Source organism: Modestobacter marinus (assembly GCF_011758655.1).
GTDB classification, from domain to species: domain Bacteria; phylum Actinomycetota; class Actinomycetes; order Mycobacteriales; family Geodermatophilaceae; genus Modestobacter; species Modestobacter marinus.
In genome coordinates this window covers 1-13,370 of sequence record NZ_JAAMPA010000007.1, presented here as the reverse complement: position 1 = coordinate 13,370, position 13,370 = coordinate 1, and the positions used below count along the sequence as shown (strand labels likewise).

Genomic DNA, 13,370 nt, shown 5'->3' with positions numbered 1-13,370 from the left:
GCGCGCAGCTGGTGCTCGATAGCCGGCGCAGCGGCCGAGACGTCGCCGGCGAGCTGGGCATCAACCACGAGACGTTGCGCAACTGGGTCGCCGCCGAACGCCGCGAGCGGGCCGATGGGCCCGCCGCGCTCACCGCTGATGAGCGGATGGAGTTGGCCCGCCTTCGGCGCAAGGTAGCCGAGCTGGAACTCGAGCGGGAGATCTTGAAAAAAGCCGCGGTCTTCTTCGCTCGGGAGACGGGCCGGTGAGCCGCGGACTGGTCTGCGAGTTCATCGCTGCGGAGAAGACCAGCTATGGCGTGCGCCGTCTCTGCCGGGTGTTCCGGCTCAGCCCCACCAGCTTCTACGCCTGGGCCGCCCGCGCCGGCGGGCCGACGGCCGCCGAACTCCGCGACCGAGGCTGCCCGTCAAGCCTGGGTCGAGCACCGCCGGATCTACGGCGCCCGCCGGCTGACCGCTGAGGTCCGCGACCGCGGGCACGACTGGAACCGGAAACGGGTTGCCCGCCTGATGCGGCTGGGCTCGATCGAGGGAGTGCACCGGCGCCGGCGAGGCAAGTACGGCCGCCGCGCGGTCTCCACCGCGACCGCCCCGGACCCGGTGGAGCGGAACTTCACCGCGGCCAGACCCAACCAGCTGTGGGTCGCCGACATCTCCTACCTACGCACCTGGGAGGGATTCCTCTATCTGGCGGTCGTCGTCGACGCCTTCAGCCGCAAGGTCGTCGGCTGGGCGATGGCCGACCACCTACGCACCGAACTCGTCCTCGACGCCGTCGGCATGGCCATCACCACCCGCAAACCGCCGGCCGGAACGGTGCACCACTCCGACCGCGGCACGCAGGGTGGATTCCACCGGTCGTCGCAACACCTTGATCGTGGAGGTCTGGGTCATGGCGACAGCGGACTGGAGCAAGAAGGCCAGCGATGTGCCCGAGGGGGTGCGTCGGCAGTGGCGTGCTGATCGTGCGCTTCGGCCGGCGATGCGTTCGCCCGGCCGGCCGGAGCCCTCACGGGTGGTGCAGCGTCAGTTCTGGCGGCTGATCGCCACGGGAGTCACCACCGTCGAGGCGTCGCTGGCCGTCGGCGTGTCCTGGCCGGTGGGCACCCGGTGGTTTCGACACGCTGGCGGCATGCCCCCGATCTCGCTGGCCGAGCCCACGGGCCGCTACCTGACGTTCGAGGAGCGCGAGGAGATCGCGCCCCTGCGCGCCAGGGGCACCGGAGTGCGTCAGATCGCCCGCGTTGTGCAGCGCGATCCGTCGACGATCTCCCGTGAGCTCCGCCGCAACGCCGCCACGCGCGGCGGCACGCTGGAGTACCGCGCGACGGTCGCCCAGTGGAAGGCCTAGCAGGCCACCAGGCGCCCCAAGGTCGCCAAGCTCATCACCAACGAGCACCTGCGCTACTACGTCCAGGAGCGGCTGGATGCCACCGTGCGGCGAGCTGACGGCACGGTCGTGGTTGGGCCAGCCGCGGCCGGGTGGAAGGGGCGCAAGATGAAGCCCCATCGGGCAGATCGGCGCTGGGCGACAGCCTGGAGCCCGCAGCAGATCAGCAACCGCATCCGGGTCGACTTCCCCGACGATGAGTCCATGCGGATCAGCCACGAGGCGATCTACCAGGCGTTGTTCATCCAGGGGCGCGGTGCCCTCAAGCGTGAGCTTGTTGCGTGCCTACGCACCGGACGGGCGTTGCGAGAACCACGAGCCCGAACCCGGAACAAGCCTCAGGGGCATATCAGCGCCGACGTGGTGCTGAGCCAGCGGCCCGCCGACGCCGCCGACCGAGCCGTTCCGGGCCACTGGGAAGGCGACTTGATCATCGGCACCGGCCGTTCGGCGATCGGCACGCTCGTGGAGCGCTCGAGCCGCTCAACGCTGCTGGTGCACCTACCCCGCATGGACGGCTGGCGCGAGCGGCCGACGGTGAAAAACGGCCCCTCCCTCGGCGGCTACGGGGCCCTCGCGATGAACGCGGCGCTGACCGCGTCGATGACAAGACTGCCCGAACAGCTGCGCGCGACGCTCACCTGGGACCGGGGCAAGGAGCTCTCCGGGCATGCCCAGTTCGCCCTCGACACCGGCACCAAGCCGCACAGCCTCCGCCACGGATTCGCCACCGAAGCACTGGCCATCGGCATCCCCCTCCAGGACGTCCAGGACGCCCTCAGACACCGCGACCCTCGCACCACCCGCCGCTACGGCCGGACGCGGCACAACCTCGACTGCTCCCCGCCTACTCACTGGCCCAGTCACTCCGCCGGCAGTAGTCACCGGCGTCCTCGCCCCACCCCGCCAACACACCGACTCACCAGCGTGCGCGTGACACCTTCGGGCGCGTCACTGCTTTTCGTCACAGGGGAAGCTCTAGCGTGCACCCATGACGCAGCGGTCCTCCCGTCCGACAGCCCTTGTCCTCTCCCATGCCCTGGTTGGGCTGGCCGTGCGGCACCTGGCCAGGAAGTCCGGGGTGTCCTCTGGCCTGGAGGTGCTGGCGCTCGCTGTCGTGGCTCATCACCTGCTCGACGCGCCCGTGGCTCGGGCATTGGGCGAGACCCGTGGCTCGGGCATTGGGCGAGATAAGTGGGTGAAGCGGTCGCTCGGCTAGAGCGGCTCCGCCCAGCGGAACCGCCCCACGCGGGCGCCGTGTTCTGCAGCTCGCTCCCGGGGGCGAGCTGCAGAGCCACCAGCGCCTCGCCCGCCAGGGTGAGCAGCTAGATACCGCGGTCCTCCGACGGCGAGGGTCAGGGCAGCTGGCAGCTGATGCTGAGCGTGCCCTTGCGGGGCTCTCCGGGGAACGGGGTCTCCTGGATGGTGCTGATGTCGACGCCGGCGAGGCCACCGGTCAGCGTCCAGTGGAAGCCCGAGGGCAGCACTCCAGCCTGCAGGGGCGGCACGAGGAAGCGCAGGTGCAGCAGATCCGGCGTGCCAGCGATGACCTGGCACTCGGCGAGGACCACTCCGGCCAGGGACGCCCGCCGGGTCACACCGGGTATCTTGATCGCCTCGTGGACGAACGCCTGCAAGGCGTTCGCGGCCTGCTCGTAGGCCCAGTCGGAGCCGCGGTCGTACTGCAGCTCCTCGTAGTCCTGCTGCGAGGGCAGCAGCTGGTTGGCCCCGCCGGTGCCGCGCCGGTTCGGCGCGCCGGCGCGGCGGACCATCTCGGCGTAGTCGTGGTCGGGCGTGAACGCCAGCAGCCAGACCACCGCGTGCTTGGTGTCGTGCCAGGTCACAGCTCGTTGACCATCTCGGCCGTCGAGCTTGAAGATGTCCGGCCGGTGGACAGCCTTCAGGGGTTCCTCGGTGCCGGCAGGGTCCAAAGGGCGCGCTGAGAGGTGAACTTGTCGATCAGGCTGCCCCAGGGACTGGCGTGCGCCATGTCCGCCAGGTCCCGGGCCGGGAAGCCCGAGACGCGCAGGTCTTCCCGGGCCCGGGCGGTCACCCGGAGCTCGTACTCGTCCTCAAGCGGATTGGGCCAGGCCGCAGCTCCTGCGGTCACGACCCGGCAGGGGTGCCGGCGGCTGCTGCTGAGCGGTGTGCCTCGGCACGCCGTGCCCGGGCAAACACGACCTCAGCGGCTGCCTTGTCCCCGGCTCGGAACGCCGCACCGGCGGCGATCAGCTCCTCGGGAGTCGGCGCCACATCCAGGTCCCCGGCCTCCTCGGCCCGCGCGCGGGCAGCCTGCGCCGCTTCGCGGTTGGCGGCCGCCGCGGCAGCGCGTGCCTCCCGCAGCCGCTCGACCTCGGCGCGTGGGTAGCGGTGGTGGGATCCGACTGGGTGGTCGGTGAGTTCACCAGCAGACGCCCACCGCACGACGGTGGGGCGGGAGACACCGAGGATGACCGCGGCCTCCTCCGGGCTGACCATCTCGACCGGCTTGCGGCGATTGAGCAGATCCTCGACCCGGGCCAGCGTGTCCGGTTCGGCATCAAACAGCGCTGCGACGATCGACCGGCCGCGGTCGTTGAGGTCGGCGCGCTCGGTCCCGACCGTCAGCGAGACGGTCGGTGCCGCGGACAGGCCGGTCGAGAAGTCGCGCGAGACAAAACCCAACGCAGCCGTCCGGTCCGGAGCGTGTCGCACCATCTCTGCCTCCCAGGTCGTAACTGTAACAACTGTACATCGAGATCGGACGGTGCGGCTGGCCGACACGAGAGCACTGAGCCGGCCGTCCCCAGCATGGGTGATTTGGGGATGGCTCGCGCGTCGCCCTCGGCCCGCTCTGCGCCCACGCAGGGACGGTAGAACGCCCGCCGGGACCGGCTGCATCTGTACCGGTGGCCAGTGCTCGTCGATCTGGTCCGGAACCGGGGCGACCACTCTGAACCAGGACGGGCCGGGGAGCCTGCTCAGCTGCGGGGAGGCCAGGCTACGGACGCAACGACGCCAACGGGCTGCCGCTGATCGAAGCCTACGAAGCCGGTGGCGACGGTCAGAACTACATCGCCCACGACCCCAACGGCACACCCATCGCCATCCGGGCGATCAGCGGGCAGGTCCACTACTACGCCGACGACGGCCTCGGCTCCACCGTCGCCCTGATCAACCAGGACGGCCTCCACACCGCCGACTACGACTACGACCCCACCGGCGAGGTCACCGTCACTAACCCCACCCCCACCTCTAACGCCCAGCGCGTCAATCCCTTCCGCTACGCCGGCGGCACCTACGACATCAGCAGCAACCTCATCAAGTTCGGCCAGCGCTGGTACGACCCCACCACCGGCCGCTTCACTCAACAAGACTCCCTACAGACCCTCGCCGACCCCACCCGCGCCAACCGCTACGAATACGCCAACAGCAACCCGGTGAACTACGTCGATCCCCAAGGAAGGGCGTCGTTCAGCCTTTCGGGCTGTATCGGATTGGCATCGCAGTGTGCGGAGGAGTTTCCTATAGCACTCGGTCAGGACTCGGGGGCTCAGTGGGGGCCAGGATTGGTGTGGGGGGAGACGTATCGTTCACCGGTTCCCCGGATAGGGATTCGGGTTCATACATAACCGCTGGGGGATGCGGGGGAGGCCTCTGCGGAAACGCGGGCTTCGTTGGAGGTCAACCCACCGCTTCCGCTGGAGTAGGCGGGGGAGCTGGCGCGTTCCTGACTGCTGGCTACAACTTCGGGCTTGGGGTTGCATAGGAATATGACGGAAGCTATTGCGTTAGCGGCGGCAGTCGTCGGTGTGTTCTTCATGCTTCGACGGAAGAGCTTGGCAATGGGGCTCTTCGTACCTGCGGTGGGTGTGAGGGACTCGCGCGTGTGAGCTGAGGCCGGAAAGGGGTCGAGACCTTCCAAGATCGGGAGCGACCAAGCTGCCCGACCGGAAGGCCTCGACGGTGTCCGAGCCTACGTCGTGCGCTCGCGCGCGCTCACGTCCTGATCCCGCCTACTGCGACCGCTGTGATCTGCTCGTCGGCCTGGACGGGTTTCACGTCCTGGAGGTTCTCGAGCAGTCCGGCCGGGTGCAGGTGGTGGTCGAGTCGGCGCCGGAGCCGATGGGCTGCCTGGGCCTGTGGTGTCCTCGTCGGCAGCCACGGTCGCCGCGACGTCGTCCTGATCGACGTGCCTTGCTTCGGGCGGCCGGTCCGGCTGGTGTGGCGCAAGCGGACCTGGCGCTGCGCCGAGGTCGAGTGCACCGGTAAGGCGTTCACCGAGCAGTACGCCAAGCTCGCTCGGCCGCGGGCGCTGCTGACCACCCGGGCGTGTTGGTGGGCGGTCGGGCAGCTGCGCCGCGAGCACGCCTCGGTCGCCGGCATCGCCCGTCAGTTGGGCATGACCTGGCGCACCGTGTGGCGGTCGATCAAGCCGCTGCTCGATGCGATGGCCGCCGACGAAGCCCGCTTCGATGGCGTCACCTCCCTCGGCGTGGACGAGCACATCTGGCATCACGTCTCGACCAAGCCCGAGACCGAGGGCGGCCGGGGCCCGAAGGAGCTGACCGGCATGGTCGACCTCACCCGTGACCAGCACGGACGGGTCCGCGCCCGGTTGTTGGACCTGGTGCCCGGGCGGTCGGGCAAGGCCTACGCCGACTGGCTGATCGCCCGCGGCCAGGCCTTCCGGGCGCGGGTGCAGGTGGCCACCCTCGACCCGTTCCACGGCTACAAGAACGCCATCGACGACCAGCTCGAAGACGCCACCGCGGTGCTGGACGCCTTCCACGTCGTCAAGCTCGGCACCGACGCCGTGGACCGCTGCCGGCGCCGCATCCAGCAGGAGATCCACGGCCACCGCGGCCGCAAGAACGACCCGCTCTACGGCATCCGGACCACCCTGCGGGCCGGCGCGGAGAACCTCACCGACCGGCAGCGGGAACGGCTGCAGACCGCCTTCGCCGCCGACGAACGACACCTGGCCGTCTGGCTGGCCTGGTCCTGCGCCCAGCAACTGCGCTCGGCCTACCGGCACCAGCACACCGCCGAGGGCCGCAAGATCGCCGAGAAGGTCATCGACTCCTTCCCGACCTGCCCCGTGCCCGAGATCGCCCGCCTCGGCCGAACGCTGAAGCAGTGGCGCGAGGCGTTCCTGGCCTACTTCGACACCGACCGCGCCAGCAACGGCGGCACCGAAGCCGTCAACGGCCTCATCGAGCTTCACCGCCGCATCGCCCGCGGCTTCCGCAACCGCGACAACTACCGCCTACGCATGCTGCTGATCGCCGGCGGACTGTCCAGCCCCCACCTCAAGTAAGAAGAGCCGGCAATGGTCGCCCTGAAGAGCAGCCCCATGTCCAGCCGAGCTTCATCGACTGGAGCTTCCTAAAAGTTTGCCCAGGCGATGTTTGTTGTGGTGGGCGCTGTCATGTCGGTAGCTGGGTTAGCAATCGTGATCGGCGGTTGGCTATAACGCCCGCACAGGTGTCCGCGTCTCCCGGCGCGCCGTCGAGCTGACACCTTCCAACCTTGTTCCGCATGGAAGTTGGGCACCCGGGCTCACGGCGGGTGAACTAAGTGCAGGGAAGTCACGCACGGTCGGGAGGCACCTCGCCCGGTACCGACGGCTCATCCACCGCCTGGCCGGGCGACCGGTCGGGTGCGGCTGAGTCGGTGGCCGGCGAGTCGGTGGGGGAAAAGTCGTTGACCTGCTCCAGGCGGCGGATGTGTTCGATGATGTCAGCCACGCCGGTCAGGCCGGCAGCGGACAGCCCGTGCGCGCGTAGCGCGATGGTCTGCACGCCGGCCTCGCGGACGGCGACCAGCAGCTTCATGTCCGCATCGATGCGGGCGGCCAGGTCCTCGTCGAAGAAGTACTCTATCGGGACCCGGAACAGCCCGGCGATCGCGGCCAGGTGCCGGGCGGAGGGGTTGTCCCGCGTCCCGGTGCGGAGCTGGCTGAGGTAGGCCGCCGACGTCGTCACCCCGGAGTCGGTCAACGCGGCCGCGGCGCTCTCGCTGGTCCACAGGGCCGCGCCGCCGGGGCGGGGGACGGTGCCGAACAGGTGGTTGAGCTGGCGTTGAGCTGGTCGGAGACCGCGCGGGCGGCCGGCGCCGCCGCCCCCCTCGCCTGGGACAGCTGGATTCGGCGACCGGATTTCTCGATGCCTGCCGCACCACCGCGCACAACTTCTGCCAGCAGCCGCCTTTCCGCCGACTCATTGTTGCCGGCGGTCGCGGTCGCGTGGTCAACCTCAAATCGGGCGACCCTGACGTCTCGCTCCGCTCCGGTACCTCGGCCGGCGAGGACCTCCGCGGTCAGCTCGACCGGCTCCTCCAGCTGGGCGAGCTCGACCGCCAGCCCGGCGCTGCGGCAGACCCCTCGTTGCCAGCGACCTGAGGCGCTGTCGGCGGGGTCCATCGCCCACGGTGTCTGCGCCAGGGCCAGCAGCACATCGCTGGGGGATCGCTCTTCCATGTCGGTGGGCTCGTGGGTGCCGCCGTCACACGTGCCGGTTCAGCGTTGATCGGCACTGCCAGGTGCAGGTCGTCGTGGCCGAGGTCTTCCTCGTGCACGCCCGGCACCTGCGCGGGAGGCAGACCTGGGTACTCCTCACCGAGCACCAGGTCCACGTCATGGACCAGCAGGGCGGCGAAGGACGGTTCTGGTTCCAGGTGCACGAACCGCACCTGGAGGCCCGGGTGCTGACGATCCAGCCATAAGCCACCATGGGCAGGCTACGAGGAACGTCTGCGGCGTTCGCGCGCGACCTGCGCTGTGAAGAACCGCAGACGGAGCAACTCATCGCGATGCTGCAGCCACGACGGGCCTTCCTGCCGGCGATAGCGCCGAACAGCCTCGATGGTCCATTCCTCAGCGACCGGACCTTCGCTACACAGTCGCTGCATCCAGCGATACACAATCGCCACATCATCGTCCACATCATCGGAGCTGGACATGAACGATCCTCTCCGGGGTGCCGCAAGTAGGTTCCGCCGCCAACGAAGATGCCTCACCTTTGCCCTTATAGGGCACAACGCTCATGCACTACCACCCATTGGGGTCGGGCGGCCCCGCCTCACGTCGACCGCAATCTGGCACCCATCCACGCCCTAAACGCGGACGACCGTCGGCGAGACGTCCAGCCAAACCCAAAGATCGTCCGGCACGAGAGCGTCAGAGGTCGGGCAGCAGGCCGGTGCTGGTGAGTTCGTCGGTGAGGTCGTTGAGCTTGCGGTTGGACAGCGAGGAGGTGCAGGCCAGCACCGAGAAGCCGGCTCGAGCAGGAGAACGAGGTCCTGCGCCGGGCGGCTCGCGCAGGTCGGCGTTCTCCGCCGCGGTGGTCCCGGGCTTGACCCCGTCCTCGACGTCGGCGGCCTTCATCCAGTTCGTCAGGCACGACTCGCTGATGCCGAAGTCGGCCGCGATCTGCTTCAGATGCTGGCCCGGCTGACGGTTGCGGGCGACGTTCACGACGTCGTCGCGGAACTCCTTGGGGTAGGGCTTGGGCACGGTGAACATCCTTCCAGCGGCACCTCTCGGCACCGCAGATCAGATGTCACCTACTCGTGCAGCAGTCCCGTTTCGTCCACAGTACCTTTCCTGACATCCCGGCACCGCTGTTCCGCACGACTGCTGTGCAGGGTTGCCCAGAGGGACGTGGCGGGGACTGAGCATGGATGCGCTCTTCGGTGGTGCGCAATGGAGTGCTCGCAAGATCATAGATCGTCACGAAACCTGACGACGTCCCCCAACGGTTAGCCTGGGTTGATGGAAGAGGCGACCATCGGCCCTGATCCCCCGCTGGCTCGTCTGCTACTGCTGGCCAGCCGATGGTTCGACGACGAGTCGCGAGATGAACTCCAGCAACGAGGGTGGCCGCGACTGAGTCCGGCTCAGACCCTGCTGTTTACCTTCCTCGACGCCGAAGGCACACCACCTGCTGAACTGGCCCGGCGCCTGGGACACAGTCGGCAGGCCACCCATCAGCTCATCGACGGGCTCTGCCGACTCGGTTTCGTCGAGCTGGGGGTCAACCCCCAGCGGCGCGGCGGCCGCCTCGTGCTGCTCACCGGGCACGGTCGCGAACTCAGGTCCACGGCTTGTGACATTCTGCATGCACTTGAGATCAGCCTGGGAGCCCGGCGGGTCCGCACCCTGCGGCGGCTGCTCGCGGAATTCGACGTCGCTGCCTTTCGTTCTACCGTATGAGCACGCGAGTAATCGCCGCACGGGGAAGCCGGTGGTAGTGGCCGACCGGGAGCAGGTGCAGCACCACACGCGTCGGCCAGCGGTCAGCAGGCCTGCTGCCCCCGGTGCGTTGCAGTCAGACGGGGTTTGGGCAACCCACGGGTGGCCTCAGGCGGAGCTTCGGCGCGAGTGAAGTCGATGCGCGCCCACGCAGTCTTGTGCCCACCGTCGGCAAACCAGCCGTGGTCGCCGCAGATCTGTGCAACAAGGTAAAGCCCTAGCCCACCGAGGGCGGCGTCCCGATCCACTGCCGGACTTGGCGGCGTCTGGAAGGCGGCGTCGCTGACCTCCAGCAGCCAATGGTTCCCACAAGCGGTGATGACCACCTCTACCGGCGCGTACCCGTGGCGTAGCGCGTTGGAGACGATCTCCTCGAACACCAACAGCAGTCGTTCCGCGGCCCCTTCATCGGCCTGCCCCGATGTCGTCTCACGTTGGAGCGCCGTTGCCAGCTGACGGCGGCAGCGTGTGGCCTCAGCGACCCCGGTGGGAAACCAGCGGCCCAGCACGATCGGGTCAGCGGCTGATTCGGGTGGCTGCCGTCGGCCCCAGAAGTTGTCGCTCACGCGTGGCCCTCTCCACTCGGCCGCAAGGACGAGCCGCCGCGCAGGAGACTTCCGGGCCCGGCATGCCCGAGGACGTAACCCCGACCAGGTGCCGCCGTCCATCTTCTACTGGTGGCTCACCGGTCGGATCGCTACACGTGGGAAGGTACGCGGCAAACCACTACCGGCCGGTCACCGCCGCCGGAAGTGTCTTCCTCGGATACCTGGTGCAGGCCACGCGGGACCTCACGTCGGGAAGCTGACCCGTCGTCCCCGCACTGGCACTGCGGGGGGCGGCAGGCTTTGCCGACGACCGAGGAGGAGCGAAGACCTGGGAGGTGCCCACGATGGGGGCTGGCCGAGTCACAGGGCGTGGTCCGCTTTGAGCTCGGTCTGTGCGCGTCCTCCACTCAGTTCCGCTACGGCGTCGCCGGTTGGTCTTTTGGCACGGACCGGAGGGTAGAGGGACTACAGCTATCCGAACGCCCGTGGCCCCGTTTCACGTTGCGCCGATCCCTACGGTCACTGCTGCTGACTGAGCAGGCCAGAACGAAGACGCCGTCCTGGCGGTCCTGCATCACGACCGTCTCCTCGGCATCGACCTGCCTCCTTTGCTGCGCCTCGCCGTCACTAGTGCCGGGGAACGTAGTCACCGTGCTCGTCGAGGCGGTACCGGGTGCCTTGCTCCGGGGTCGCGGCGATGGCGCGAAGCGCGCTTCCGAGAGCTGCCACGTCGCACAGCGAGGTGGTGCGGTTGGCGCTGGCGCGCACGGCCCCGGGGAGCTGGTGGCGCTGGTCGAGCTGGGCGTCGCGATGGAATTGCTGGACCTGCTCCTGGCTCAGGGAGAGGAGCCGGGCCATGTAGGGGTGGGCGCAGAAGCAGCCGCTGCGCACGCCGATGGCGTGCTCGGCGGCTAGACGGGCGGCGAGCAGGGCGTGCGGGAGTCCGTGAAGGTTGAAGGTGGCAACCGGCAGGCGGTCACCTGCCGCCGGCCCGTAGCGGTGCAGGCCGGGAACGGTGGCCAGTTCTGCATCCAGTGCCTGGGTCAGGGAGCGTTCGTGGGCCAGCAGCCCTGGCCATCCGTTGCTGGTCAGTTCGTGCGCGGCTGCGGCGAGTGCGACGGCGCCGAGCACGTTGGGTGAGCCGGCCTCGTCGCGGTCGGGTGCGTCGGCCCATACGACATCGTCGAAGGAGACGGCCTTGACCGCCCCGCCCCCCACCAGCAGTGGTTCCCCGCGTGCCAAGAGGTGCCGGGGTGCGACCAGCGCACCGGAGCCGAAAGGTGCGTACATCTTATGCCCGGACAGGGCCAGGGCATCCACCCCGAGACCGGTCATGTCGATGGGCCGGTGCCCGGCCAGCTGGGCGGCGTCGACCACCACGAACACGCCACGCGCCTGCGCGGCCCCCGCGATCCGGGCGAGCTCGGGTAGCCAGCCGGTGACGTTGGACGCGCCGCTGATCGCCAGGACGCGTGGCGTGGGGTGCTGGTCCAACGCGGCGATGACGTCCTGCGGGGTGAAGGTGCCACGGGTGTCGACTTCGATGACCCGCAGTCGGGCGTAGCGGCGCCACGGCAGGAGGTTGGCGTGGTGCTCGACGGCAGTGGTCAGCACCACGTCCTCGGGCCGGAGGTCCAGCCGAAAGGCCAGCGTGTTCAGCGCCTCGGTCGTGTTGCGGGTGAACAGCGCAAGATGAGTCCCCGGGTCCGCGCCGACGAAGGGGAGCAGGCTCTCCCGGGCCTGCTCGTAGCGGGCGCTGGCATAGCGGGACTTCGCGCCGGCGCCCCGATGAACACTGGAGTACCAGGGCAGGAAGTCCTGCACCGCCCGGGCGACGGTGACCGACGCCGAGCTGGTGGCTGCCGCGTCGAGGTCGACGTAACGGCGCAGCTCGCCGCTGAGGACCGACACTTGAACGTCCTCACCGACGAGGCGGCCTCGATCGTTTGTCAGCGCACTGTCCATGACGGTTTCATCGGCCGCGCCGGCCACTTCTTGAATCCCTTCGGGTGAAGTCGGTCAAGCGCGGCGCACCACGAGTCGTTGAGCTCTCATGGGCACCATCACGCAGCACACGAGTACGCCACCCAGGTGGCGGGGCGGGGTCCGGCTGACCCCGCGGGTCTTCTGGGACCTGGCGGTGTACACGGTCGGCTTGGGGATCGCTGTCGGGCTGGTGTTCCCGCCGTTCGCCACCGGCCTGGGAGTGCCCGCGCGGTTCACCGAACGGCCGTCGTTCCAGGTGGCCTGCCTGGTGGCCGGCTTCCTGGTTGGTGCGCTGAGCTATGCGCTGTGCCGCTGCGTTGTGGGCGGCCGCCTCGCCGTCCTCAGTGCCCACCTACGCTCAGTGGCGGAGAACATCTCCCAGGCCAGCCGCACCGGGAACTGGTCACAGTCGACTTCCCAGCGCATCCGGGTGGACTCTGATGACCAGCTCGGTGAAACCGCGCGGGCGTTCAACTCCCTGCTGGACGCGCTGGAGGCCGGTGAACACTTCCGGTCGCTGGTCCGCAACGCCTCCGACATCATCACCGTCGTCGATCCCTCAGGCGCCATCACCTACCAGACCCCGTCGGTGGGATGGGTGCTGGGCTACCCGCCCGGAGCGCTGCTCGGCAGCGACGTGCACGACCTGCTCCACCCCGACGATGCAGCCACCTTCCGCACCCGCCTGGCCGGCGTCATCGCCGGCTCCACGCAAACGCCGTGCACCGGGTCGAGGATGCGTCACCGCGACGGTTCCTGGCGTTGGATGGAGACCGTCGCCAGCAACCTGCTGGACGATTCCGCCGTCAACGGCATCGTGCTCACCACCCGCGATGTCAGCGACCGTAAGGAGCTGGAGGAGCGGCTGCGCACCCAGGCCTTCTACGACCCGCTGACCGGCCTGCCCAACCGGGCACTGTTCATGGAGCGCCTCAGCGCGGCCGAGGACCTCGAGCGCGACACCGGCGCCCCGGCCGCCGTGCTCTTCCTGGACCTGGACAACCTCAAGGCCGTCAACGACAACCTGGGGCACAGCGGCGGAGACATCCTGCTGCAGGTCGTCGCGGCCCGGGTCAAGGCCTGCCTGCGGCCTGAGGACACTCTCGCCCGGCTCGCCGGTGATGAGTTCGCGGTGCTGCTCATCGGCGCGCACAGCAGCGAACAGGCCACCCGGGTAGCTGACCGCATCCTGGCCTCCCTGCGTGAGCCGATCA

General features: G+C 69.1%; 15 protein-coding genes and 1 pseudogene. 8 read left to right on the top strand and 8 right to left on the bottom strand.

From position 1 onward, the window contains the following. The 3 genes and pseudogenes from FB380_RS23730 to FB380_RS23720 form a co-directional block, all read left to right on the top strand. Positions 1 to 248: transposase (locus tag FB380_RS23730; RefSeq protein ID WP_166757832.1), on the top strand; the 248-nt coding region annotated here is incomplete at its 5' end. A gap of 45 nt (positions 249 to 293) precedes the next feature. Then, the gene (locus FB380_RS23725) at positions 294 to 962 is read left to right on the top strand and encodes an IS3 family transposase (protein WP_166757831.1); all 669 of its coding nucleotides are present in this window, start codon (positions 294 to 296) and stop codon (positions 960 to 962) included. Continuing rightward, positions 892 to 2,583: pseudogene (locus FB380_RS23720) on the top strand (IS30 family transposase). Before FB380_RS23725 ends, FB380_RS23720 begins: the two are co-directional and overlap by 71 nt. A 161-nt stretch (positions 2,584 to 2,744) precedes the next feature. On the opposite strand, the gene FB380_RS23715 reads toward FB380_RS23720, so the two are convergent. The 3 genes from FB380_RS23715 to FB380_RS26165 are packed head-to-tail and all read right to left on the bottom strand — an operon-like array spanning position 2,745 to position 4,152. Continuing rightward, positions 2,745 to 3,233, bottom strand: coding sequence for a hypothetical protein (locus FB380_RS23715; protein WP_166757830.1), 489 nt, complete (start codon positions 3,231 to 3,233; stop codon positions 2,745 to 2,747). A 56-nt stretch (positions 3,234 to 3,289) separates the two neighbouring features. Further along, on the bottom strand, positions 3,290 to 3,499 hold the full coding sequence (locus FB380_RS23710) for a hypothetical protein (RefSeq protein WP_166757829.1): 210 nt from the start codon (positions 3,497 to 3,499) through the stop codon (positions 3,290 to 3,292). Continuing rightward, positions 3,496 to 4,152 (bottom strand): helix-turn-helix domain-containing protein, encoded by a 657-nt coding sequence (locus FB380_RS26165; RefSeq protein WP_166757828.1) that lies wholly within the window; start codon positions 4,150 to 4,152, stop codon positions 3,496 to 3,498. Before FB380_RS26165 ends, FB380_RS23710 begins: the two co-directional genes overlap by 4 nt. 242 nt (positions 4,153 to 4,394) lie before the next feature. Here FB380_RS26165 and FB380_RS26275 point away from each other — a divergent pair, with 242 nt between their 5' ends. After that, positions 4,395 to 5,000 carry an RHS repeat-associated core domain-containing protein gene (locus tag FB380_RS26275; RefSeq protein ID WP_166757833.1) on the top strand — a complete coding sequence of 202 codons (606 nt, stop codon included), beginning with the start codon at positions 4,395 to 4,397 and terminating at the stop codon, positions 4,998 to 5,000. Between the two features lie 398 nt (positions 5,001 to 5,398). Continuing rightward, the gene (locus FB380_RS23695; RefSeq protein WP_208384081.1) at positions 5,399 to 6,688 is read left to right on the top strand and encodes an ISL3 family transposase; all 1,290 of its coding nucleotides are present in this window, start codon (positions 5,399 to 5,401) and stop codon (positions 6,686 to 6,688) included. A 271-nt stretch (positions 6,689 to 6,959) separates the two neighbouring features. On the opposite strand, the gene FB380_RS23690 is transcribed toward FB380_RS23695, so the two are convergent. Next, a complete protein-coding gene (locus tag FB380_RS23690) occupies positions 6,960 to 7,355 on the bottom strand; it encodes a helix-turn-helix domain-containing protein (RefSeq protein WP_188959697.1) in 396 nt (131 codons plus the stop codon). Between the two features lie 568 nt (positions 7,356 to 7,923). On the opposite strand from FB380_RS23690, the gene FB380_RS23685 reads away from it, so the two are divergent. Next, entirely contained in the window at positions 7,924 to 8,094 is a 171-nt protein-coding gene (locus FB380_RS23685) for a hypothetical protein (protein WP_166757827.1), read from the top strand. Positions 8,095 to 8,109: 15 nt separating this feature from the next. Here FB380_RS23685 and FB380_RS23680 read toward each other — a convergent pair whose 3' ends face one another. Together FB380_RS23680 and FB380_RS26270 are read right to left on the bottom strand one after the other, a co-directional pair. Next, positions 8,110 to 8,331 carry a hypothetical protein gene (locus tag FB380_RS23680; protein ID WP_166757826.1) on the bottom strand — a complete coding sequence of 74 codons (222 nt, stop codon included), beginning with the start codon at positions 8,329 to 8,331 and terminating at the stop codon, positions 8,110 to 8,112. 217 nt (positions 8,332 to 8,548) lie between these two features. Continuing rightward, entirely contained in the window at positions 8,549 to 8,893 is a 345-nt protein-coding gene (locus tag FB380_RS26270) for a transposase (RefSeq protein ID WP_208384080.1), read from the bottom strand. 249 nt (positions 8,894 to 9,142) lie between these two features. Here FB380_RS26270 and FB380_RS23670 point away from each other — a divergent pair, with 249 nt between their 5' ends. Further along, a complete protein-coding gene (locus FB380_RS23670) occupies positions 9,143 to 9,583 on the top strand; it encodes a MarR family winged helix-turn-helix transcriptional regulator (RefSeq protein ID WP_166757825.1) in 441 nt (146 codons plus the stop codon). 83 nt (positions 9,584 to 9,666) lie between these two features. On the opposite strand, the gene FB380_RS23665 is transcribed toward FB380_RS23670, so the two are convergent. Further along, positions 9,667 to 10,188, bottom strand: coding sequence for an ATP-binding protein (locus FB380_RS23665; protein WP_166757824.1), 522 nt, complete (start codon positions 10,186 to 10,188; stop codon positions 9,667 to 9,669). Between the two features lie 609 nt (positions 10,189 to 10,797). Beyond that, the gene (locus tag FB380_RS23660; protein ID WP_166757823.1) at positions 10,798 to 12,081 is read right to left on the bottom strand and encodes an aminotransferase class V-fold PLP-dependent enzyme; all 1,284 of its coding nucleotides are present in this window, start codon (positions 12,079 to 12,081) and stop codon (positions 10,798 to 10,800) included. Between the two features lie 343 nt (positions 12,082 to 12,424). Between FB380_RS23660 and FB380_RS23655 the strand changes: the two genes are divergently transcribed. Further along, positions 12,425 to 13,370 (top strand): diguanylate cyclase domain-containing protein (locus tag FB380_RS23655; protein WP_166757822.1); only part of this gene is annotated, 946 nt, incomplete at its 3' end.